We start from the raw sequence: 21,023 nt of genomic DNA, 5'->3' as shown, positions 1-21,023 counted from the left end.
AGGGGGTTGCTCTTCTCTGATGATGGAAACGGTTTCAAAGAGAGCACCTTTCGATCTAAATTGTAACGCACAGTCCATAGCGGTTCATCAATTGGGCACCAGGACTTATGGGGTTTCTGGATGTGATAAGCGCGCTACCTATGTTCTACAAGGGCCTTGTGCAGGTCCGGGAAGCCCTTGTATTGCGGTAATGAATTCTAATATAGAAAATATAGAAGAGGGTTAGTAGTAGCCATCACAAGACGGCAGGAAGTGTTGACATCCTTCCTGTTGTCAATTGCTATTAAGTGTTGTTGATATCTTCCGCGGTTGTCATTTTCAATAGATGTAACTATTAAAAGTACATTGCTCTGTTGGTTTCCGCTTTTCCGGTGGTGCCCCCTTGAAGTTCACCACTAATTTTCCCTCTTAATACACACAGTTATTCGCTATTGTGGTGGTAGCAAAATTTCGTTATGACTACTGCAGAATGATGAAAGTTGGTATGAAAAAATTTGAGTGTGAAAAGTAGTTCTAAAGGTTGCGTTCACGCTCAGAAGGGCTGGTAGCGTTGGAAGTCTCTGCGGCACCGCGTGGTGCGGGAGGCTCATCCTCCAGGGTAGCTTGAAGTTTACGGGCCAGTTTGCGCGCGGTGGCACGGTAACTGGTGAGCTTGCCGCCGGCAACGGCAAGAATACGTGGCTTGAGCTCATTATCGCAGCAGATCATGGATTCGCGTGAGCGGGCAAAGGGGCTTTTTTCCACCTCGGGCAAAACACGAAGGCCGGCGAAGCTTTCGCAAATATCCTCTGGTTGTAGGCCACGGGTCTGGGTAAAGTATTGTTGTACCGTGCGCAACAGGTAGGATTTTTCCTCTACCGTAGGGGCTACATCCCTTGGATCGCCACAATAGGGCCGTTCTGTAGTGCCCACCAGGGTTTTATCCTGCCAGGGCATTACAAAAACGGCACGCCCGTCACTGGCTTCCACATAGAAGATTTTGTTACCCAGGGAGAGCGGTAGCAAGATGTGGGTACCGGCAACTAGGTCAATTGGCGGGAGGGAGACAGGTGGCGAGCAGCGTGTATTGGTGGTGGCTACCCAGGGGCCGCTGCAGTTTACAAGGGCGCGAGTGTGCAATGTATTGAGCTTACCGTCGGCTACATAGTCAATTCGTACACCATCCTCTGTGACTTCTGCGCCGACTAGGCTTCCAGGACAGATTATTTGTGCGCCGTGGGCGATTGCGGATGCAACCACATCCCGGGTTAACGCAGCATCATCTGTTTGCGCATCGTAATAGCGGAATACAGCAAGCAGATCCTCGCGCTTTAAGCCAGGTAAGGTATCCCACTCGGACTTTGGCAGAGAGCGGAATCGCGAGTCGACGCTACGAATTCCGGAGAGTAAAGCGTATAGACTGAGTCCCAGTCTAACCATCCAGGGTGATCTTTTGCTGTTGCGGTAGACGGGAATATAAAAGGGGACCATACGCACCAGCTGGGGCTTATTGTCCAATAGCCAGCTGCGTTCGCGCAGACATTCATAGACCAGACGAAACTGCCCGCTTTCCAGATAGCGCAGGCCACCGTGAATAAGCTTTGAGGAGCGGGAGGAGGTCGCCGCAGCAATCCCTAGCTGTTCCAGGATGACCACTGAATGGTTAGCCTGAGCCAGTGCTTCGGCAGTGCCGGCGCCGAGAATGCCGGCGCCCACGACCAGAACATCAAAATCCGTAGACATCACTCGCTTCCCGGGAACGCATTAACAATGGCAGGTTACCGGTCAGGATATGGTGTGCGCCGCGCTTCCGCCACAGTACAGCTTCCTCTGTTGAGTTGATTTCGTAAACAACCCACTGCCAGGGGCCTGGCGGCAGCTCATCGCACTCGACAAAGCTGTTGCGGATAAGAAGATATTCGGGAGCGAGCGTCACAATATCTGCCGACAAGCAGCGAGAGACGCTGCTTACCTTTAGTGCGACTCTATGCCAGCCCATATTGCGGGCGGCGCGTAAACTGCGGCAGTCCTGGGTGAGAAGTGCAAAGGATTCTCGCTCATTGCGCATCAGCTCCAGCAGCTTTTCCACCGCGGCAGTAAAGCCGATTCCGGCTATATTGGCAGCAGAGATTCCCACAAACCAATCCAGGTGACGGTGGCAGCTGGCCCAATCTATCAGCTGGATAAAGGAGTTGACAGGCTGTCGGTGCAGCTGGGAGTCCCTCAGCTCGTGGAAGAAGTGCGCACGATTATCACTGGGTAGGTGCAGGGTGTCGCTGTGGAAGCACCAGGGCGTTCCATCCAGGCTGAAGCGGACATCGCACTGTATGGCACAGGCTCCCAGGTTATGTGCAGCTTCGAAGGCCGCGATAGTGTTCTCCGGTTGGCGGGTTTTGTCGCCTCGGTGTGCGATTAGCATGTGAATTAGGTCCGGGAAGCGGGTGTTATTGTCGGCTGGACTTGGGTACAGGTATGCACTGGCATCCAGAGGTATCTCTTTTCCGGGTTGAAACCGGGTCTTACAGGAAAAATAGACTGTGCCACGGTTGTTGCAAGCGTGGCGGGGTTGAAAAATTGGCGGTTGGACTGGGCCCAACTCGGGTTAGGTTGGAGGCCCTGTTTGTAGCCTGCACAAATACTGAGGTACTGTGGTGTAAAGAAGTATGGGCTGCCTTGAGAGATGTAACCTTGCTTTGGTATTGCTGGCCCTCGTTTCTGTATCTGACTCTATATACCTTGCAATGTGTGCCAGGCGACTTGGCTTCTGACAAAGGCCATGTCACCTTGAGATCACATCCAAGGCTGGGTGGCATGGGGTTGAGGGGCGCGCCGGTTACTTTTGGAGATAGGTCTGAGAATGACGACTCGAAATTCGTGACTCTATTATTAATAATCCAGGTAGACTGCCAGCAACTTGGCTTGCAAATAATGCCGACCTGCGCTTTCTCCTAGGGTAAAATGCCAGTTCCAGAATAATGAATTTCAACTTATTCACTTTCCTATGAAAAAACTGTTCCTTGCATTTCTATTGCTCATTTCCCAGTCTGCTCTCGCTGCCATGTCCCTGGACAAGGTTATCCTTTACCTGGATGACGCCCCTAGTGCCCGGGATGATATTGTCATTACAAACCCCGATGATGAGACCTTGTACCTGCAGACCGAGATTTTTCGGGTGGATAACCCGGGGCAGGAGTATGAGCAGCGGGTAAGGGTGGTGAACCCCGATGAATTCAAGCTTCTTGTCAGTCCAGCAAAGGCAGTATTGGCGCCTGGTGAGAGGCGGCGCTTCCGCTTGATGGCCCTGGATCGCGATCTTGAGGAGGAAAAAGTCTACCGGGTGACATTCAAGCCAGTTGTTGGGGAGATCAAAGCAGAGCAAACAGCCTTAAAAATCCTTGTCGCTTACCAGGCCTTGGTATTTGTGCAGCCAGCTAATGGGCAGTATAAGGTTGACCTTGTTGAAGATATGGGTAATTACCAGCTCACCAATAAGGGCAATATCAATATTGAAGTTGTGGAAGTTCGTCACTGCGCACTAGGTGGCGAGTGCCAAAAGCTGGATGCCTCGGGTCGTCTCTATGCGGGCACTAACCTTTCGCTTGGCGATGTACCAAATGAAGGAGAGCTGGAGGTATTGTTGCGAGGGCGTGAGAGCGAGCGAATTCGCTTTCCAATCAATAGCTGATGGGCTGTTAGTAAGCTCACTAGTTAGTTGTGGGTTTTTTCCCTGCCTGGATTTATGTCGAGGTTTGTAGCCTCTGGGATTTATTTATTTACTGGCTACTTACCGTGACAGTCAGGACGTCTGTATAAAAAGGCTCATTGGCATTTTCCCAATCCGAGGGAGAAACTGAAATATAGATTCTCGCATTGTCGGTAAGGCAGGTTTCATCTGTCTGACGGAAGAAGCTGCCAGGTACGTCGCCGAGCCCACTGGGTGCAATGCCGCTGGTACCCGATAAGTCATCAGAAAAAGTCACTGCGTAAGGTATATTCTCACTCGATCCACCCAACTCATAACTGCTGCTACCACCGCCTCCGGTACTGCCATTGCTGCTGCTGAGGTTAACGGTATAGCTGGAAAAGCCGATACCACCTACACAGAAGTCTTCTGATCCCTCGATGGCTTGTCCTAAAGTAATTCCTGAATTGCTTAGGTCAATATCTCCCAGGTTGCGAATAGTAATACTCGGCTCTACTTCCAGGACTATATCGAATTCTATGGTTTCGGTATCGATGGGAAAAATCCAAAAATATTGACTTAGCTCCATTTGAAAACTGCCAGAGTAGCGGCTGGAGGATGGAACTTGTGGACTAATTATTCCCACGGATAGAAGCGTGCTGGCATCGTTCGTTGTACCGTTAAATTCGCCGGCCAGAACTCCAGGGCTTAATGTCTCGGTAACGCCTCCGTTGGAAGTGAATGTTATAGAAATATCAATCTGCTCTCCATTGTCAGAGAAGAGTGAAAAAGTACTGCCGCTTAGTGTTGATACTTCTAAGTAATAGGACCAGGCGTTGCCGCGTCGATAGCTGCGTAAAGTGAACGGGATATCCTTTGGGTCTGTTTCGTAATTTAAAGTATGGGAGCCCCCAAGGTTACAGGTACGTAAACTGTCATTACTGGAGCAACCGGTTTGCGAATTGACAGGTACGTTTATCCCTACGAAAAGGAAGAGCGTCAACAAAATAGGCCAAATAGTTTTTTGTAAAAGTGCTTTAGTGCTGTACACCTTTTACCTCCGGGGTGTATTCAATTTGGCAAAGCGCGTGGGATTGCTCAATGGAGCCCAAATTAAGCCAGCCCTCTCCACTCGATTGGATTTTTATAGGAATGCGGCAATTGCTCCAGGTAATTTCCTCGGAGGGCAGGGTGTGCTGGTCACCGCTTATTTCCAGTTGGAAAACGCCGTATTGATCCGTAATGGTATTGTGCGCACCGATAAACACCTGAGTATCAGCTATTCCTTCACCTTCGTCGATCAAACGCCCTAAAACCAGGGTCTGGGGTAATACTTGATAGCTTGTTGAACTCACATTACCTGGATAAAGGGTGACGGTTTCTCTTTTCTCGCTAAAATCGAAGAAGCCTTGTTCAAGTGGACGCAGTGATAAATCATAACTTTTAAAGGATGGCAGATTGATAACAGACTTATCACCACCCTTGGCATAGCCACGCCGAACACCGTTTACCAGGACCTCAAAATCCTGTTGGTCACTGCCCTCAATGTCGACAATAACCGCACTTTCCAGGGTCCGTTCACCTCCCCAGGCAAACTCTTCACCTGTGGATATTAGATTGGTGCTAAATCCTCCCAGATAATTAATGGCATCGCCGGTTTCATCATCAGTGAAACCGACGGTGGTACTTACATAGCCCATATGGCCTGCCAAGTGGGTGCGGCTTTCCAAGTAATGTGCGCCCGACGCTTGTTCAACAGAGAGCTGTTGCTCAAACTCCGGTGCCCATAAGTCACGGTCACGCCAACGGGTATGAAAAGCCAGGCGTTCTCCACCAGTTTTATGATCACCATTTTCGCTGTGTAAATTGGCGGTGTGTTGCCAGTGATTTGATCGCAAGCGGAACTGGATACCCAGGCTGGTATATTGCTGCCCATCGGCGTCGCTGTGGGATATGCTGGCAATACCTAACCAGCTCGCGCTTTGAAAGAAAGTGCGGCGAAACTCCAAGGTTGTCAGTTTACGTGCTACTTCGGGAGTATCATCCAGGGTGAAACCGCCGGGTAATAAGCTTTGAACTTGATCTCGCTTACTAAAGCGCAGGGACAGTTGCCCGCCCAGGATTCCGCTCTGCAGTCTAAAGCTTCGCTGGGAGTAGCCACCGGGCAGAAGTCGATAAGTGTTATCCTCAGGTAACTGGTTTTTTTTCTCGAGCCTGGTCTCCATTGCGCTAATGGTTGCGAATGGGGTTTTTAGCAGTGCCTGTAGGCGGTGACCATTGCGTCCCTTGTTAGTTGTTACAAGGCTGGGGGAAAACTCCAGATATCGCCCTACCCAGCGCAGGCCAAGCTCTGCCAGATGTTGCTTTTCCGAGGCCGCTGCTGAAGCAAAAAGCCCTGTGCCGGTTGAAAGGCGGCGGGTAACGGAGCCTTGTAACAGTCCTTCATCATAGTGTTCAGGTAAAGTGCTGTTATTGAACGGCAGCGTGGGTAATCCTGCCTGGAAGCTCCACAACCACTCTCCCGGAGCGGGCAGCAATGAGTCCTTGGCAAAAAATTCTGCGGATTGGCTTAGTGCCCGACCGCTCTCATCAAAAGTGCGAATCTCCACTTCGTAGGCGCCGTGCGGCATGGTGGAGGTATTCAATAAACGGTTCCCGGCTTCCAATAGTTCCGTGTGAACCAGTTGTTTATCCCGATAAACCTCGACCCGCCCACGCACAGGCATATTAATTTCCAGCGGAGCACCCTGCTGATATTTGAGATCGGTGCGGCTTCGCTGTGAACTGCGCAACTCCAAGCCGTATAAGGTCTCTTGAGCTTTAAAGAAATTATGTCCACTTTGCGGCTGCAGCAACCCCAGTGAATAGGCTTGCCCGCGAAAATCCTTGCTCCAGTGCAAAGTGTGAAGTCGACTACCTTGTTCTGTTGCACTGGACCAGCGGCTGTGTAGGGCACTTTCGCCAAAACTGATAATGGTATTGCCGTTTAGTGTTCCGTGGTAACTACTTGGACCCCAGTCACTTTCGACACCGCTCCAAGTGCCGCTGATATTCTGTATTACAGAAAACCCACTGCTAGCTGCAGGTAGATAGGGGTCTTTTATAGCTGCTTGTTGTGGCAATAATTCGGGGGAAAAAAACAGGTCGAGCCGGTAGTTTTCCTCATCGTAAATAACCGCAAACTCTTCTGGCAGCAGATAGCCACAGTTAGTTTGCCTGGCCGAGTGGCAGATATATTGTGTATTTTTTGCCTGGTTTTTCCCCAGTAAAGAGAGCACCTGACCAGGCTCTTTTACTTCAGGCAGTAGGGCGAGTACAGACTGGGGGGAGTCAAAGCGAATATGGCTAGACTCTACTGAAACCTGTGCAGCCCCTATTTCCTGGCCACCATAATAGAGGTCAACTACAAGCTGCTGCGAAACCAGTAACGCATCAAACCCTTCCGGCGCTGAGGTCTCCAGCAGGAAAGTAGCCGCTGTAGCTGCTAGGGCATCAGAGTGAAAAGCTTGCGCCAGAAAAAATGCCAGCGCAAGCCATCTCGGATGACGTCCTGTCATAGAGAGCTTAGGGAGCTATTGGTGCGGTTGGGAGAACCCAACCGTTAGCCAATATTATTCGGAAGCTACGGTGATCATGAGGGTATCGGTATAGCTTGTGCCATCCAGTACATCAGAAGTCTGCCAATCAGCATTGGCGACTGTGATCTGGAATCTGGCGTTGTCCGTACCGGAGCAGGAAGCGTTATTGCGCTTTTGGTTGGTCAGGGCAACCCCCTGAGTGACAGTAGTGAAGCTGCCCGTGGTACTGTTGTCAAAGCCGACGCTGTAATTAACTTTTTGGCTTTCATCACTATTAATTAGGCTGAATTCAGTATCATTTTTGCCATCATTGCTTTCAAAGGTAATGCTAAAGGTAGGGAAGCCGAACCCCCCTACACAGAAACCGTCTTCACCAGTTGCATCGCTACCCAGTGTTGGATCTTCAATCAAAATGTTTTCAACACCGTCAATATCAATTGTTGCGTTGAACTTAAGTTCGATTTGGCTACTTTGATTGTCTGTAGCCGCCAAAGTAGTTGAGGAAATACTGAAAAGCAGGCCTGCTGCGACCAGAGAGCGAACTACTTTTTTTTGCATGGCGTGTCTTCCTGAGCCGTTAATTTATCGTTCTGAGAAAAAGCTGCTCGCGGAAACCCCTGCAAAACCGAGGGCTAATGCGTTAGTCAAGCTATTCCATGTTTATGGCGGCAATCATACTTTTTTCGTGATTCAAGTCACGTCAATTGTGTACTTTATTTGAACTGTGGCATGAAAAGCATCTTTTAGTTGAAAAAATGCCGCCTGGGCCCAGGGGCAAGCCAGCGCTATAATCCCGCGCCTTGAACAGTCCTTTATCCACCTTCTATCAGGTTTGTCATGACCGTAAGAACCCGAATTGCACCGTCACCAACCGGTGATCCCCATGTTGGTACTGCCTATATCGCCCTCTTCAACCAGTGCTTTGCCCGAGCACAGGGCGGCCAGTTTGTACTTCGTATTGAAGATACCGATCAACAGCGCAGCACCCCGGAATCCGAGAAAGCGATTCTAGACAGCCTGCGCTGGCTGGGTTTGGACTGGCAGGAAGGCCCCGATGTTGGAGGCCCTCACGGCCCCTACCGCCAGAGTGAGCGCGGTGATATCTACAAAACTCACTGCGACGAGCTGGTACAGAAAGGACATGCGTTCCACTGCTATCGTACCGCGGAAGAGCTGGAACAGCTGCGTGAAGGGTTGCGCGAAGCGGGCCGCACCTCTCTGAAGCCCTGTGATCTGGCTCTGCCGGAAGAAGAGGTAGAGAAGCGCCGCGCCGCCGGAGCGCCTTATGTTGTACGCATGAATGTACCTGAGAGCGGCACCTGTGTGGTGGAAGACCTGCTGCGCGGCACTATCGAGATTGACTGGGCGCAGGTAGATGCCCAAATTCTGCTCAAGTCCGACGGTATGCCCACCTACCACCTGGCGAATGTGGTAGATGATCACCTGATGGAGATTACCCATGTACTTCGTGGTGAAGAGTGGATTAACTCAGCGCCCAAGCACAAGCTGCTGTACGAGTACTTTGGTTGGGAGATGCCGATCCTCTGTCACCTGCCACTGCTGCGTAACCCGGACAAGACCAAGCTGTCCAAGCGTAAGAACCCCACTTCTATCCTCTACTACCAGCGCGCCGGGTTTATGCCCGAAGCCCTGCTGAACTACCTGGGGCGTATGGGGTGGTCCATGCCGGACGAGCGCGAGAAGTTCTCCCTCGAAGAGATGCTGGAGCACTTCGATATCCAGCGTGTCTCTCTGGGTGGTCCGGTATTTGATGTGGAGAAACTGTCCTGGCTGAATGGCCTGTGGATCAGGGAGCTGGAAAACGAACAGCTCGCCGATCGTCTCACTGAGTGGATGTTTAACCGCGAAAACCTGCTCAAGGTACTGCCACAGGCCAAAGAGCGAATGGAGACCTTCGGTGATTTTGCTCCTCTGGTCAGCTTCCTTGCCTCCGGCAAATTGCCTCTGACCGAGGAGAGCTTCAGCGGCAACAAGCTGCCCCTGGATGACCAGAAGAAACTGCTGCAATTTGCCCTGTGGCGCCTGGAAGCCCTGCGTGCCTGGGACAAAGACAGCATCTTCCAGGCCGTGAAGGCCCTGTCTACGGCAATGGAGATCAAGCTGAAAGACTTCAATGCCCCGCTGTTTGTCGCCATCAGCGGCACCACCGCCTCCTTCTCTGTGATGGAAGCCATGGTACTGCTAGGCCCCGACCTCAGCCGCGCCCGCCTGCGCCAGGCGATCGACGTACTCGGCGGCGCCGGGAAAAAAGTACTGAAGCGCTGGGAAAAAGAGTACGCAGGACTCAATTAAAGCTTTTCCACCTTTGCATGCTCCAGAAAGTGACAGCTTCTGAGGGCATGCAGTGTTGGCAGCTAACTAATTGATTAAAAAGTTATTTTTTCTGTTGACAGGTGTCTAAACCTTGCTAAAATGCGCCCCGCTTTCGACGGAAACGTCAAGCAACAAAATTTGGGGCTATAGCTCAGCTGGGAGAGCGCAACACTGGCAGTGTTGAGGTCAGCGGTTCGATCCCGCTTAGCTCCACCAAATTTCCCTTGTATATCAAGGGGTTGCGAGAAGAAGCTAACGGCTTCTTATCAAGTGAACACAAATTGAACACAAACGTGAACACAAACTCGCAGCAATAAAAAAAGGGCCTTTCTGGCCCTTTTTTTTCGTCTAAATTTTCCCTATCCAGAATTCCTTTCCAATTGCCTGCTCATCCAAGTAAATACTTATCTCTTCATAGTCGATGCCATGCCCGGCCTGATAAGCCTGTGTTACACGCTCATCAGTATGAGCCATTAGCTGCTGCACTGATTTCACGTCATACCCCATTCGCTTAAACCGATCAGAAGCTAAGCTTCGCACTTCGTGGAAGCTGGGCGGCGTTTGGCTTTTAGGTAGGTTGATATATAAGCCGGTAGCGTTGCGAACTTCGGTAAACATATCGCTGAGCCGGTCGGGGATTACCTGGCAAACATGCTCTTTAGTATTTCCCATTCTGCGCTGTTTGGGTGTGTGGCTAAGCACATAGGGGCAGCGGTAATTCCTAAGACTTAGTTCTCTGGCGTAGCTGATTAGCTTGCTGAGCTGTTGGTGAGTTTTCAGGTTAAAGCTTAAATGGCTAGCAGCAAGGCTGTTCCGTTGGGCTTCAGATTTATTAATCGTTTTGCGTAAATGATTATCTTGTATGTGCCTATCAAATCTTAGCTCGCAGATATCAGCCCTACGCATGGTGGTGAGCATACTAATACCCATGGCGATTTGAAGTGCTTCATAGCCAACTTCGCCTGCCTTTGCGTAAATGGCCCAATAGGCTTCTAGAGTGAGGCGCTGACGTTTTTTTATGGGCCTGCCTTTTTCCAGCAGTCGGGGCCGGTCGTCGGCAGTGGTAAAAGGGTTGCTATCTAGTTTGCATAACCCTTCCGCCATAAGGAAATTAAAGAATTTATTAAATTCAGCGCGGCGTGCGTGCTGTTGGTGATAACTAAGGGATTCCCACCATTTACGTAGATCGGTTAGCTTGGCTTTATGTATTGGGGTGGCTTCAAAATCTTCGCCAAAACGTTTTAGTGCATTGCAGCGATTGCGCCAACTGGCCTTGTTGGATAGGTGAGGGTCATTCTCCATACGCCATTCTATGTAGCGTGTAGCATGATACGCGAAGCTTGCTCTGTCGGGGGCTTTAACCGACTTTCGGTCTACCTCTGTGGTTGTGCCGCGCTGAGCATTCGCCTGCTCGGCCATGCGGATAGCGTCTTCAAGCGTGGCCGTGAAAACTTTGTCTGTTAGATCTGGGCGACGATAGCGCCAATAATTTTCTCGCTCACGGCAGTCAGGGTAGAGGTTTTCCGGTAGCGGGGTATCACCCCACATGCGGGTCTTTTTAGGTCTGGCCATTTCCTTGCTCGATTACTGCTGTTTTGTCTTATTAACCTGCCAGCAAGTCCATCCCGCTTTTGGGCTGGCTATCATTGGCAGAAGTATTTTGGGCTGGGGTTTTGCCGGTGTGGTCGCGTATGGCGAATCTGTCGGCGTCCACATATGGCTCCCCGTCAATGATCTGGCCGGGGATATGCTCGGCTTCGATCCAGTCTAGAATTTTCTCCTTACCTGGGCGGGAGCCTTTTTCGAATTGCTCGCGAGCCCAACTCGTCCCCTTTACCAGTTTACCCATTGGGCAGCCCTCCCTGGTGTACCAAAGCAAACCCCTGGCCGTTGCGTGTGAGTGCGCCTGCTTGCTGCAGGGCGTCGAAAACGGGTTTAACGGTTCTGTATCCGCCAGTGATGTCGTTGCTGATGTTGCGCAACACTGGCTCATTACCGAATTCACCGGCGCGGATACGTCGAGCTAGTTGCTGCTGTTTCTCGCTGAGGTGGGCGATGTGGTCTGGCTGTTGTTCTACTGTTTCGGGCTGTTGCAGCAGCGTTGCAGACCGTTTACCAACCGTTGCAGCGGCGTTAAACGCTAGTAACGCAACCAACCCCACTATGTCTGTGATGATTGCCAGCGCGAGGAAGCCGATATGCTGAAGCCGCGCGGGATCTGCGTTTAGGGTGTTGGCGAGGCTGTTGAAGGCGCTGTGAGTGCTGGGTGTATGCTCGATTGTGGATAGCTTTTCTATCAGCTGGGTGCGTTCAGTCTCTAATGTGGATAACTGGGTTGCGGTATTAATGGCGCGCTGGCGGTAGCCGTTGCTGGCATCGGTGTTGATCAGGCCGTTTAAGGTGTTTATTTGCTGTTGCAGACTGTTTAGCTGCTGTTGCAACGCTTGGTATTCCTGGCTGTTGCGGGTGCTGCGCTGTTGCTGTTCCTCGCTGTGGGTGGCGAGGAATCCAACGGTTGCAACAATGCTGATCACTACCAGCAGTGGCCAGAGGCAGAGCAGGGCATAGCCGCTCTTTTGCCCCTGGCAGCACAACCACAGGCCCAGCGGGGCGAAGCTAAATTTGCATAGCTCCAGGGCCACTGCGGTGGCACCTGCCACCAACTGCCCACCAATGCCGGCAGGCATGGATATCCACAGCTGCACCGTGAATGCCAGGCTAGTGCTGCAGAATATCAGGGCGGCGATACCGGTGAGGGATTGCCAAAGTTTCACGCGGCGGCCTCCGCCTGCTGCTCTACTCTGCGAAACTCAATTACCCATACCCAGGGGTTTTGATCCCAGCTGCCGGCGCCGTTGATGGATTCCCACAGGTTTTTAAATGCTTCGACGGGGTTGTCATACCAGCGCCACTGCGGCAGGTCCGGCCGAGAATCGGGGTGTAATTCGACACCGCCCCACTCCCGGTAGAGGCTATGCAAGCGTAAACCTTCGGCTTTCGCATCCTCTTTGCTGATGTCCTGAATACGCTCAACGCGAACGGTATTTATTTCTAAGGTGATACGGCTGGCCCAGCGTGGCATGTGGATTGAGGGTGTATCGTTTCCTTCCTGGGCTGATTTGGGCATGGTCCAGCTTTCAGCGATACTTTCATTTTCGAAGTATGTGAAACTGTTATCAGCTAAATACTCGACCCTCACACATCCGCAGTCGCAGGCGTCAATTGCGCACAAATCCGGCTTCCAGGTTTCTCGCACCCATAGGCGGTCACCCGGTTCACCCAAAGGGCAGTCGATGTCGACAAGTCTGCTTTGCCAGGCACTGTTGATCTCCTGATATAAGGAGCGGCCGGCAGGCAAACCACCAATTTGCTTGATAGCCTCCTCATCGCTTACGCCATTAAATGGCTGCGGATTTATCAGCCTGCGCGTTTGGGTTTTACGTCCATCCAGAATTGCCCGCACCATATCCCCATTAAATAAAATAGGTATTTCCTTCATTATGCTGCTATCCCTTTTTCCTGTTTACGATTTGGCAAAATCTCTGCTTGCCAGCCGTGGTCTTTGTAGTGATTGGGGTTGGCCTTGCTTTGGATGGTGTCCAGCTCTGGGCGTACCAGCTCGGCCAGATCGTTTAGGCGGACTCCACGCGCCTCGAACTCTGTTGATTCGCTATAGAAATCACCCTCTGGGCTCTCGCATTCGACAAATACCGTCACTTGCCAGTGGTGTTGCCAGTTCAAGATTTCGTGTTGGTAATCAGCGCGGGCAATTTCTCCCACTGACTCGAAGAGGCGGCGGTGGGTGATTTTTAAAATGGGATCGCCATCGGTATCCAGGCCAGTGCTACTGCGCGCGGTGAGGATTAGGCCATTCAGCCAGTGATTTACCCGGCGGGCGTGTTGGGCCTGTTTACTCATGGGTTTGCGGGGTTTACGCTTGGCCACTGCTATCTTCCTCTAGTGGATGTCCTGCGCAGCGTCCAGAGGAGTCCATGTTGTCGCAACCGCTAAAGAAGCTAAGTCCTTTCTCCTGCTGTTTGCGGAGAAAATGCCGTACCTCATTTGGAGACATTTCTCTTCCGCTTTCTGCATCCTGCAAAATCCCATCTAGCCACCTATCGGATTTCCTTAGCGCGCCTTGGATATCAATGCATATATGGCGAGTTACTCCAGATATAAAATTTGTCATGCTCTTCACCGAATTCTTTTATTAATTACCTCTACCCACTTAGCCCGCGCGAGGCGGGCTTATGGAGTTATTTAGGGTTCGCGAATGTGTTAATTCACTTGCTCAGTTCAACTCTAGGGGTGTTACCCCTGCGCTATCATTTTGTTTTGTCCTCGGTTGGGTGTAATAATTGGTTAATTAATTGGGCCTAGCCCTGCACCCACTTAGCCCGCACTGGGCGGGCTTAGAAAGCTGGTTTTTATTTAGGGTTAGGTGACTTGCGATGCTTCGGTCGCTTTTGAGTGAGGGCAATCTGTGGGTTTGTCCTCGGTGATTTTTTTATCTTTGATTCGATAAATTTTTGCTGTATCGGTTTTCTTGTCGAAGATCTGCGCCCACTTTGTGAAGGGGTCATTTTTGGCAATACGCTCTACCTCTTCGTAGGCTTTCTCTACGGTAGCGTAAGAGCGTTTAAAATCTTTAATGCCACCCATCATTAAGTTGTAGGTGCCGGTGAATAGTGCGTATCTATCCATGAGGTTCTCCAATTAATTAAAATTGGGCTCCGTACCGGCAGCCCTAACGGTTACAGCTGACTGATGCGCCTGGAGCGCGGGTAAAGGTTTTTAATCGTAATCGAGGTAAATTGAATCGCCGTAGACTTCATCTATACCGGTTATCAACGTTCGTCGGGCGTATAGCTTGAATAGTTCACCGGGAAGCCCGTAATTAGCTGTGTGCGCCTGTACTCCTCTTCTAAAGTTTTTGCCATCCTCTCGGAGAATCGAGATATAGTGATGCTCTTCATTGCGGTCCTTATAAAGTGAAATCTCGACATTATTGAATGAATATTCACCGTGGAGGATTTTCACATCTATAAAATCTTCGGAACGCTTCCACTCCAGTATTATTTCTTTATGCTCATTGCGAAGATGCTGTTCTTGCCATTCCTCTTTAATAAGTTCTAAGAACTCTTTAGATGTCATTACGGATGGAACAGGTTTTAGAGCCTTATCAAGTAGTGGTTTTAAATGCGCGCCTGCTTGATCATGTAGAGCTTTGATGTACAGCTCACCGATCATGTCGGTAATATATTTGTTGTACTCGGGCAGGGTTATTTGATTTGTGCAGATAGAGATTTTATCTTCAATAGCTTTTTTGAGGGATTTTCCAAAATCACTGTATTCGCGGAGTACTGAGTCTAGAATTCCAACAATCGTTGATTCAACTTTTGAGTCGATAGACTTTTCCAGTTTTCCGCTGTCGATGTACTTGCCAAGACTTTCAGTGACGAGTTTCTGTAGTTCCATTTTTCAATCCTTTGTGTATGTTTATTGGTTTTTAGCTGGCTTGAGGGATAGTTGGCTTTTCAATAAGATCGCGAATCCAAACTATGCCTTTGGCCGTTACCAGTGCGGTAATGTACTGTGCTGTCACAGGCCCCCTGTTGAATTCAGAGGTTTTGGGAACTAAAAGTCTTTGCCTGACAGCATATTTCGTTGGCGAATTGCGCATAGGTTCACTCTCGTGCAATAAACCATTTTCACGCATTACTTTCAGAAGATTGTTTCTGCCTATTTTTACTGCTCGGGCAGCTTGGGTAATGGTGAGTAGCTTTTCTTTTTTCATATTGCCTCCTGAATTATTTTTCTGTTCTGGAGATTGGCCTTGAATACTTTCGGAAAGCGTGGCGATCTGCTCGCACATACCCTCTCTTTCACTTTCCAGCAGTTTCAATTTGCTGCTTAGTTCCTCGTAGAGGTCTAAGATTCGCGAGAACTCGCTCACTACTGGGCCCTGGCTTTTGCGGCGGCTTCACCGCCTAGGGCGAAATAAGCTGCGCCGTCCTCATAATCGTCTGCCACAAATACGCCACAGCTTGCGCGTGATTGTTTGAGGAGCACCATAAACATCCAGCCTTGCTCTTCGGTGAGGCAGTGTCCGTACAGGGCATTAAATGCGTTTACGGTTTTGACCATGGAGCGCTCGCCGTCCTCGCTGTCGCGTTGCTCGGCACGGTCGCGCATGTGTTGGACGCCCTTTTCCAGGAAGGCAGGGGCGCTGTAATCCGGTGGTGAAAATTCTTTTGTGCTCATGCGGCTTTCTTCCTCTGAGTTTCCAGGTGTTTCCATTCGCAGTAGAGGCTTTGGAATTTTTTGTCACCATCCTCAATTACGTTTTGTGGTGATTTGCCGTGGTAGCGCAGGTTGATAACGTTGATGGCGTGCCAGAAGTTGTCGCCGTCGAGCAATGAGAGTTCCGCAATAGGGAGCGAAAAATCGTTGCTATTCCAGGCGGAAAGTAAAACCAATGCGGCAGCTTTGCTGGCACCGGAATATCCGTTGGCGACGGTGAGCAGGGTTTCCACGCTGTGGGCGTGGTTGATCTGGTTCATGCGGCGTCACCTCCAAAGGGTGGCCAGTCGTTGGTATTTACTGGCCGTGCAAAAGTAGGTTTTGGCTGTACCAAGCGGATGCGCTGAGATTTCTGGTTGCCACAGTCGATCAATGCAATACGACGCTTGAGGTGGTCGATATTGCTTTTACTCATGGCAGTTGGATGTACAAACACGATGGCGCTCATGCGAAGTTCTCCCGGTTGCGGATGCGAATAGTTCGAACTGTGGGGCGGCGTTGGATGCGGGTACGCAGTTGTTCCTGTGCATCTGAACCAATGCCGTTAAGAACTGAGGCGATCAGGGCGAATTGAATTAATCCGTGTTTTACCGCTTTAGCCACTGCGTCTGTGCTGTTGCGGGCGTGCAGCTTGTAGAAGCACTCAGCCAGCAAATTGGTGACGTTGGCCACAGAGCACCGCATGGCCTGGGCGGTTTCGCGATTGGATAGCCCTCTGGCGCGGTGCGTCAGCGCTTCGGCCTGGCGTGGGGCCAGTGATCTGAGGTTGGCGGTGGTGTGCATTTGAGCGCCCTGTCCTTGGTTGATGCTCAAAATATAAGGAATGTAATAATTCAGGTCAATAAAGAATTTTATAATTTGGCGTGTAGGATGCCGTTGCATCCTGGGAGACATTGAAGAGGGTGGGGGTTGTGAGGTGGGAAATACGAGTTAGAAGTTGTTTGACGAGATCCTAGCTATTTGGATTGGGTCAATGATGGCTATTTTTTTCTGGTCATGATTCGGATGTTTTGCTTCAGGTGCTCTGCAAGGTCATGATCAAGTGAGCCATCTTGGATTTTTTCTTTGATTAGCTTTACCAGCTCTATGAAATCTTTCTGCAGTGGCTTCTCTAGGGCTTCGTCACTTTCTTCAAAATCCCCTAAGTGTTCATTATCAAGGTCTATGGCATCAGCAATTTCATCGTGGGGATAGTCAAGCCAGCCTTGTGGATGCTGAAGTGGGGGCTCTATCCGTCGAGCTAAACGGTTCGTTATCGAGATATTCCCATCTAGTACTTTCTGAAGACCGCCAGGGATGACACTCTCAAGTCTTTGGCTAATCAATTCTTCTCCGTGAATATCAATCTCCAATTGGAGATTGCGGAGGCGAATATCTTCAATGCTTTCACCATGCATTTTTCCTCGACCGCTGGTAAGCCAATGCGCGTCAACTCCCAGGGCGCGGGCGATGGGGATGAGTGAGGTGCCTTTGCGAGTTCTGCCGCTCTCTAGCTGGCTATAGGCCGGCTGAGTAATCCCGGCGGCCTCGGCAACCTCAGTTTGACTGAGCTTGGCAGCTTTTCTAGCGAGTTTTAATCGACTTTGTATTGAGTCGGTCACGGTTTCCCTCTTTGAGACTAGTTATACGCCACGATTGATAGGCTTCAATTCAATAATATAAATTTCCTTATAGTCCCGGCTAATACAATTTCTTATTGACCTGACTATAACGTTTTTTATATTCTCGCTCAGAACTTACCTGTAACAGCATTTTGTGAGCACCTATGGACGATACCAATGAGGTATATGGCCCAGTTCGAGACTTGGTGGCTTTCTTTAAGTCGCAAGCGAAGGCGGCCAAGGCTTTGGGGGTAGAGCAACCCACTATCAGCAATTGGCTGAGAAAAAAGACTGAGGTGCCGGCTGTTGAGGCTCTGCGCGCTGAGCAACTGACAGGCGGTGCGGTTCGGGCTGAGGATCTTTGCCCGAAGCTTGCAGGGCTTTACGTTTTTGCTGATCAACAAGGAACGCCAGAAGTTCAGCAGGCAAGCTGAGCGGGTGCGGGTTAGTTTCAGAAACCAGAATAACGATCATTTTCAATTCCCCATTTTATTGTCTTGCCATTTTGTTGTTTATGGGATGGGGCGTTAATCAGGTGCGGTAGATGGGTATTTATACAGGTTTCTAACGGATACCCACAGGAAGGGCCGGTGAGGGATACCAATCCGGCCCGCTTTAGAGACAGCGGGAAAGACTGCTGACAGCCGGGAAAGACCGGCGCTCTTCACTGCGCCTTGGGCGCTTCTGTATTAGGGGGAATTCTCTATGTACGAACAGTGCACTATGGATGATGTGCGCCGTGCGCTCACGTTTGTTCTCGATTATGCCGTGCGTGATACCTGGGTTGAGATGGGTATGGCGATTAAAGCGGAGTTTGGTGATTCCGCATTTGATATCTGGGATGAATGGAGCCAGCAAGCTGACAACTATTGCCCGCGCGCGGCGAAAAGCACCTGGAAAAGTTTCAAGCGTTCTGCCGGTGGTATTGGTATCGGCTCACTGTTCGCCAAGGCGAAGGAGGGCGGATATAAATTTGAGCGGCGAGAATTAACGCCAGAAGAAAAGGCTGCATGGGCTAAGGAAAAAGCAGCTAGGGAAAAGCAGCGGGCCGAGGATATCCGCAAAGAGGAGGCTGAGGTGGCTGCGTGGTATGAGGCTGTAAAACAGCAAGCGCAGGCAATCTGGTCAGAATTAAAACCGGCAGGGCGCAGCAAATACCTGGGGGTAAAAAAAATTGGTGCGCATGGGGTTCGTTTTTTTCGTTCTGCACTGTTGCTAGTTGAGCGGGTAGATCATTTAGAGAGAATTGCGCAGCATGAAAAAATATCTGAGTTCTTTAAGTTGCCGAAAGAGGAGCGTCCGAAATTCCACTATTTCAAGAGTGGGTATTTTGCGGTTCCTATGACTGATGTAGATGGTGTGATTTGGAATCTACAAGTTATCACGCCAACCGGCAAAAAATTATTTCTGCGCAATGGGCGTAAGTCTGGGCTGTATGTGCTCCTTGGGAAGATGGACCCACGCAAGCCATTGATATTGGTTGAGGGGTTCTCTACCGGTGCTAGCGCGCATGAGGCCACGGAGTGCCCGGTATTAATCTGTTTTGATTGTGGCAACTTGATGCCGGTGGCTCTGTTAGTCCGCGAGCGCTTCCCTGATCAGAATATGGTATTCGCTGCTGATAATGATCTGCACTTAGATATAAATGATGGTGTGGTGAAGGCGAATGCAGCTGCAAGAGCTGTGGGTGATGCTGCTGTTTGGGTTCCCTCTCTGAAGGAAGAAATGGAGGAGGCCGCGTGAGTAAGGGCAAGAAAAAAGGATTTGATTTTAATGATATCCACTGTCGTTACGGATTGGAGGAGGTGCGGCGGCAGTGGGGTGTCTTTATGGAAAATGTGGTGTTCTTCCCCCGTCCCCCATCCTCTGAGGAGCCCGCTGTGGCTCCTGCGGAATCCCCTACGCAGTCTGATGCACCGCCGTTTGACGAAATACCGCCTGAATATTCTGAACCTGTTAGTGGGTCTATAGATTCTCCCGTACCCTCTATAACGGCAGAGGCGCGCGAAATTACTCTGGAGGATGCGAAAAAGCGCTTCGCTTTGATTTCAGGCACTACCAAAGTATGGGATGAGCACCAGCACAAGGAAATGAAATCTGCTGCATTTAAAGCTGAGGTAGGCACAGAGATATATAAGCAATTCATGGATGCTGGCGATAAACGCAAGGTGCTTGAGCTGGATGTACGACGGTTTATATCTGCGCGCCAGGCCGCCACAAAGGGGGAGGGGGGAGTGGGTGAAATGCTGGATCGTTTCACCTACTTGGAGGTCAGTGATACTGCCTGGGATGCGCGCCGCAGAGATATTGTGCGCTTGCAGGATATCCGCCATGCCTACCCGGACTCTTATGATATTTGGTATCGCCATCAGAATCGGCGCAAGGTAGATAAAGAAAATCTGGTTTTTGATCCTTCACGAAGAGTTGATCCAGATACGCATATAAATATGTTCAGAGGGCTTCCGCTTAAGCCTAGGCGTGATGACGATAAGTGCCAGAATATCCGGCATCTATTGTGGCAGTTGACCAATGAAGATAATGATATTTTTGAGTGGATGATTCGCTGGCTTGCATATCCGCTGCAGCATATGGGCTCTAAAATGGGCTCTGCGATATTAATGCACAGCTCGGTACATGGATCAGGCAAGTCTTTGCTATTTGATGAAGTGATGCGGGCTGTATATGGAGAGTATTCGCAGACTCTCGGCCAGCAGCAAATGGAGGGGCAGTATACAGACTGGATGTCTAACCTACTTTATGGGGTATTTGAGGAAATATTTTCACGCTCCAATAAATACTCACATCAGGGTGCACTAAAACAAATGATCACCGGTAGAACGGTGAGGATTGAGAAGAAGTTTGTGAGCGGCTGGGAAGAGGCAAATTATATGAATGCTGTCTTCCTGTCGAATGAAATTTTACCATTCCCGGTGGAAGCCTCAGACCGGCGTTTCATGGTGGTATGGCCAGAAAAGAAGCTCTCTGAGAAAATAAAAAACGCGGTTCTATATGAGTTGGAAAATGGCGGTGCTGAAGCTTTCTATGCCTGGTTGCTGCAGGTCGATCTAAAGGATTTTACTACTCATACTGAGCCGCCCATTACTGCTGCGAAACAGAGTTTGATTGATTTTGGGCTTCCCAGTTGGGAGCGTTTTCTGAAAGAATGGCAAGCTGATGAGCTTGACGCGCCTTATTGCACTTGTCTAACCAATGACCTCTTTTACGCTTATGTGCAGTGGTGTAAGGAGTCTTATGCAGGTTCGCCACTTAGGCGAGATAAGTTCTTGCAGAATGCAGCTCGCACATTAGATCGAAAACCTAATCGTTATTATGATTCTCCTGGTGGTTTCGGGAAACCAGCAAAGAAAAGTGTGACAGGCACGTTTTTCTTTGTCCGCGATTTGCCAGCTGGGAAAACTCAGCATGAATGGTTGTCGGGGTGTGTACGTCATTTTCGGGAGAGTATTGGTGCATTTACTGAGGTGCAGCAATGATTCCTCGGAGTCTTTCAGAGGGCTTTCGGAGAGGTAACCAATACCCCCTCCG

24 protein-coding genes and 1 tRNA gene are annotated in these 21,023 nt (G+C 50.2%); 6 read left to right on the top strand and 19 right to left on the bottom strand.

Annotation, left to right across the window (positions count from 1 at the left end):
- Positions 1–513 precede the first annotated feature (513 nt).
- Both GL2_RS02730 and GL2_RS02725 read right to left on the bottom strand, forming a co-directional pair.
- On the bottom strand, positions 514–1,722 hold the full coding sequence (locus tag GL2_RS02730) for a glycerol-3-phosphate dehydrogenase/oxidase (RefSeq protein ID WP_143729190.1): 1,209 nt from the start codon (positions 1,720–1,722) through the stop codon (positions 514–516).
- Complete coding sequence (locus GL2_RS02725) at positions 1,706–2,398, bottom strand: glycerophosphodiester phosphodiesterase family protein (protein ID WP_143729189.1); 693 nt, start codon at positions 2,396–2,398, stop codon at positions 1,706–1,708. Before GL2_RS02725 ends, GL2_RS02730 begins: the two co-directional genes overlap by 17 nt.
- 582 nt (positions 2,399–2,980) lie before the next feature.
- On the opposite strand from GL2_RS02725, the gene GL2_RS02720 reads away from it, so the two are divergent.
- Entirely contained in the window at positions 2,981–3,664 is a 684-nt protein-coding gene (locus GL2_RS02720) for a fimbria/pilus periplasmic chaperone (protein ID WP_143729188.1), read from the top strand.
- An 88-nt stretch (positions 3,665–3,752) separates the two neighbouring features.
- Here GL2_RS02720 and GL2_RS02715 read toward each other — a convergent pair whose 3' ends face one another.
- From GL2_RS02715 to GL2_RS02705, 3 genes are read right to left on the bottom strand one after another with little or no spacing between them, the layout of a single operon-like run.
- Positions 3,753–4,712, bottom strand: a complete 960-nt coding sequence (locus GL2_RS02715) for a hypothetical protein (RefSeq protein WP_143729187.1) — start codon at positions 4,710–4,712, stop codon at positions 3,753–3,755.
- Entirely contained in the window at positions 4,699–7,218 is a 2,520-nt protein-coding gene (locus GL2_RS02710) for a TcfC E-set like domain-containing protein (protein WP_143729186.1), read from the bottom strand. The genes GL2_RS02715 and GL2_RS02710 overlap by 14 nt, the downstream gene beginning before the upstream one ends.
- Before the next feature lie 54 nt (positions 7,219–7,272).
- The gene (locus GL2_RS02705; RefSeq protein WP_143729185.1) at positions 7,273–7,797 is read right to left on the bottom strand and encodes a hypothetical protein; all 525 of its coding nucleotides are present in this window, start codon (positions 7,795–7,797) and stop codon (positions 7,273–7,275) included.
- Positions 7,798–8,076: 279 nt separating this feature from the next.
- On the opposite strand from GL2_RS02705, the gene gltX reads away from it, so the two are divergent.
- Positions 8,077–9,552: a glutamate--tRNA ligase gene (gene gltX / locus GL2_RS02700; RefSeq protein WP_143729184.1), complete on the top strand. Its 1,476-nt coding sequence runs from the start codon at positions 8,077–8,079 to the stop codon at positions 9,550–9,552.
- Positions 9,553–9,713: 161 nt separating this feature from the next.
- Positions 9,714–9,789, top strand: a tRNA-Ala gene (locus tag GL2_RS02695).
- Positions 9,790–9,921: 132 nt separating this feature from the next.
- Here the strand turns inward: GL2_RS02695 and GL2_RS02690 are convergent.
- The 14 genes from GL2_RS02690 to GL2_RS02625 all read right to left on the bottom strand — a co-directional run bounded on the left by GL2_RS02690 (position 9,922) and on the right by GL2_RS02625 (position 17,477).
- Positions 9,922–11,145 (bottom strand): tyrosine-type recombinase/integrase, encoded by a 1,224-nt coding sequence (locus tag GL2_RS02690; RefSeq protein WP_143729183.1) that lies wholly within the window; start codon positions 11,143–11,145, stop codon positions 9,922–9,924.
- A 31-nt stretch (positions 11,146–11,176) separates the two neighbouring features.
- Entirely contained in the window at positions 11,177–11,422 is a 246-nt protein-coding gene (locus tag GL2_RS02685; protein ID WP_143729182.1) for a hypothetical protein, read from the bottom strand.
- A complete protein-coding gene (locus GL2_RS02680) occupies positions 11,415–12,347 on the bottom strand; it encodes a hypothetical protein (protein WP_143729181.1) in 933 nt (310 codons plus the stop codon). Before GL2_RS02680 ends, GL2_RS02685 begins: the two co-directional genes overlap by 8 nt.
- The gene (locus tag GL2_RS02675) at positions 12,344–13,072 is read right to left on the bottom strand and encodes a hypothetical protein (protein WP_143729180.1); all 729 of its coding nucleotides are present in this window, start codon (positions 13,070–13,072) and stop codon (positions 12,344–12,346) included. Before GL2_RS02675 ends, GL2_RS02680 begins: the two co-directional genes overlap by 4 nt.
- Positions 13,072–13,518 (bottom strand): hypothetical protein, encoded by a 447-nt coding sequence (locus tag GL2_RS02670; RefSeq protein WP_143729179.1) that lies wholly within the window; start codon positions 13,516–13,518, stop codon positions 13,072–13,074. The genes GL2_RS02675 and GL2_RS02670 overlap by 1 nt, the downstream gene beginning before the upstream one ends.
- Positions 13,505–13,762 (bottom strand): hypothetical protein, encoded by a 258-nt coding sequence (locus GL2_RS02665; protein WP_143729178.1) that lies wholly within the window; start codon positions 13,760–13,762, stop codon positions 13,505–13,507. The genes GL2_RS02670 and GL2_RS02665 overlap by 14 nt, the downstream gene beginning before the upstream one ends.
- A 248-nt stretch (positions 13,763–14,010) precedes the next feature.
- Positions 14,011–14,277, bottom strand: coding sequence for a hypothetical protein (locus GL2_RS02660; RefSeq protein ID WP_143729177.1), 267 nt, complete (start codon positions 14,275–14,277; stop codon positions 14,011–14,013).
- 90 nt (positions 14,278–14,367) lie between these two features.
- Positions 14,368–15,051, bottom strand: coding sequence for a hypothetical protein (locus GL2_RS02655; RefSeq protein WP_143729176.1), 684 nt, complete (start codon positions 15,049–15,051; stop codon positions 14,368–14,370).
- Positions 15,052–15,082: 31 nt separating this feature from the next.
- Complete coding sequence (locus GL2_RS21805) at positions 15,083–15,529, bottom strand: phage antirepressor KilAC domain-containing protein (protein ID WP_232053744.1); 447 nt, start codon at positions 15,527–15,529, stop codon at positions 15,083–15,085.
- Positions 15,529–15,837, bottom strand: coding sequence for a DUF6378 domain-containing protein (locus GL2_RS02645; RefSeq protein ID WP_197736515.1), 309 nt, complete (start codon positions 15,835–15,837; stop codon positions 15,529–15,531). Before GL2_RS02645 ends, GL2_RS21805 begins: the two co-directional genes overlap by 1 nt.
- Positions 15,834–16,136, bottom strand: coding sequence for a hypothetical protein (locus tag GL2_RS02640; protein WP_143729175.1), 303 nt, complete (start codon positions 16,134–16,136; stop codon positions 15,834–15,836). The genes GL2_RS02645 and GL2_RS02640 overlap by 4 nt, the downstream gene beginning before the upstream one ends.
- The gene (locus GL2_RS02635; protein ID WP_143729174.1) at positions 16,133–16,324 is read right to left on the bottom strand and encodes a hypothetical protein; all 192 of its coding nucleotides are present in this window, start codon (positions 16,322–16,324) and stop codon (positions 16,133–16,135) included. The genes GL2_RS02640 and GL2_RS02635 overlap by 4 nt, the downstream gene beginning before the upstream one ends.
- The gene (locus GL2_RS02630; RefSeq protein WP_143729172.1) at positions 16,321–16,659 is read right to left on the bottom strand and encodes a LuxR C-terminal-related transcriptional regulator; all 339 of its coding nucleotides are present in this window, start codon (positions 16,657–16,659) and stop codon (positions 16,321–16,323) included. The genes GL2_RS02635 and GL2_RS02630 overlap by 4 nt, the downstream gene beginning before the upstream one ends.
- Before the next feature lie 197 nt (positions 16,660–16,856).
- Positions 16,857–17,477 carry a helix-turn-helix domain-containing protein gene (locus tag GL2_RS02625; RefSeq protein ID WP_143729171.1) on the bottom strand — a complete coding sequence of 207 codons (621 nt, stop codon included), beginning with the start codon at positions 17,475–17,477 and terminating at the stop codon, positions 16,857–16,859.
- A 164-nt stretch (positions 17,478–17,641) separates the two neighbouring features.
- Between GL2_RS02625 and GL2_RS02620 the strand changes: the two genes are divergently transcribed.
- The 3 genes from GL2_RS02620 to GL2_RS02610 all read left to right on the top strand — a co-directional run bounded on the left by GL2_RS02620 (position 17,642) and on the right by GL2_RS02610 (position 20,971).
- Positions 17,642–17,911, top strand: coding sequence for a Cro/CI family transcriptional regulator (locus GL2_RS02620; protein WP_143729170.1), 270 nt, complete (start codon positions 17,642–17,644; stop codon positions 17,909–17,911).
- A 271-nt stretch (positions 17,912–18,182) separates the two neighbouring features.
- Positions 18,183–19,220 carry a PriCT-2 domain-containing protein gene (locus tag GL2_RS02615; protein WP_143729169.1) on the top strand — a complete coding sequence of 346 codons (1,038 nt, stop codon included), beginning with the start codon at positions 18,183–18,185 and terminating at the stop codon, positions 19,218–19,220.
- Entirely contained in the window at positions 19,217–20,971 is a 1,755-nt protein-coding gene (locus GL2_RS02610; protein WP_143729168.1) for a DUF5906 domain-containing protein, read from the top strand. The genes GL2_RS02615 and GL2_RS02610 overlap by 4 nt, the downstream gene beginning before the upstream one ends.
- Positions 20,972–21,023: the final 52 nt, after the last annotated feature.

The sequence above is a fragment of the Microbulbifer sp. GL-2 genome (assembly GCF_007183175.1).
Lineage (GTDB): Bacteria > Pseudomonadota > Gammaproteobacteria > Pseudomonadales > Cellvibrionaceae > Microbulbifer.
This window is presented reverse-complemented; position numbering and strand designations above follow the sequence as displayed.

Excerpts from the sequence above, each read along its gene's own strand:
- GL2_RS02730 (WP_143729190.1), bottom strand. The coding sequence starts at position 1,722 with ATGTCTACGGATTTTGATGTTCTGGTCGTGGGCGCCGGCATTCTCGGC.
- GL2_RS02725 (WP_143729189.1), bottom strand. The coding sequence starts at position 2,398 with ATGCTAATCGCACACCGAGGCGACAAAACCCGCCAACCGGAGAACACT.
- GL2_RS02720 (WP_143729188.1), top strand. The coding sequence starts at position 2,981 with ATGAAAAAACTGTTCCTTGCATTTCTATTGCTCATTTCCCAGTCTGCT.
- GL2_RS02710 (WP_143729186.1), bottom strand. The coding sequence starts at position 7,218 with ATGACAGGACGTCATCCGAGATGGCTTGCGCTGGCATTTTTTCTGGCG.
- GL2_RS02705 (WP_143729185.1), bottom strand. The coding sequence starts at position 7,797 with ATGCAAAAAAAAGTAGTTCGCTCTCTGGTCGCAGCAGGCCTGCTTTTC.
- gltX (WP_143729184.1), top strand. The coding sequence starts at position 8,077 with ATGACCGTAAGAACCCGAATTGCACCGTCACCAACCGGTGATCCCCAT.
- GL2_RS02690 (WP_143729183.1), bottom strand. The coding sequence starts at position 11,145 with ATGGCCAGACCTAAAAAGACCCGCATGTGGGGTGATACCCCGCTACCG.
- GL2_RS02685 (WP_143729182.1), bottom strand. The coding sequence starts at position 11,422 with ATGGGTAAACTGGTAAAGGGGACGAGTTGGGCTCGCGAGCAATTCGAA.
- GL2_RS02675 (WP_143729180.1), bottom strand. The coding sequence starts at position 13,072 with ATGAAGGAAATACCTATTTTATTTAATGGGGATATGGTGCGGGCAATT.
- GL2_RS02665 (WP_143729178.1), bottom strand. The coding sequence starts at position 13,762 with ATGACAAATTTTATATCTGGAGTAACTCGCCATATATGCATTGATATC.
- GL2_RS02660 (WP_143729177.1), bottom strand. The coding sequence starts at position 14,277 with ATGGATAGATACGCACTATTCACCGGCACCTACAACTTAATGATGGGT.
- GL2_RS02655 (WP_143729176.1), bottom strand. The coding sequence starts at position 15,051 with ATGGAACTACAGAAACTCGTCACTGAAAGTCTTGGCAAGTACATCGAC.
- GL2_RS02645 (WP_197736515.1), bottom strand. The coding sequence starts at position 15,837 with ATGAGCACAAAAGAATTTTCACCACCGGATTACAGCGCCCCTGCCTTC.
- GL2_RS02640 (WP_143729175.1), bottom strand. The coding sequence starts at position 16,136 with ATGAACCAGATCAACCACGCCCACAGCGTGGAAACCCTGCTCACCGTC.
- GL2_RS02635 (WP_143729174.1), bottom strand. The coding sequence starts at position 16,324 with ATGAGCGCCATCGTGTTTGTACATCCAACTGCCATGAGTAAAAGCAAT.
- GL2_RS02630 (WP_143729172.1), bottom strand. The coding sequence starts at position 16,659 with ATGCACACCACCGCCAACCTCAGATCACTGGCCCCACGCCAGGCCGAA.
- GL2_RS02620 (WP_143729170.1), top strand. The coding sequence starts at position 17,642 with ATGGACGATACCAATGAGGTATATGGCCCAGTTCGAGACTTGGTGGCT.
- GL2_RS02615 (WP_143729169.1), top strand. The coding sequence starts at position 18,183 with ATGTACGAACAGTGCACTATGGATGATGTGCGCCGTGCGCTCACGTTT.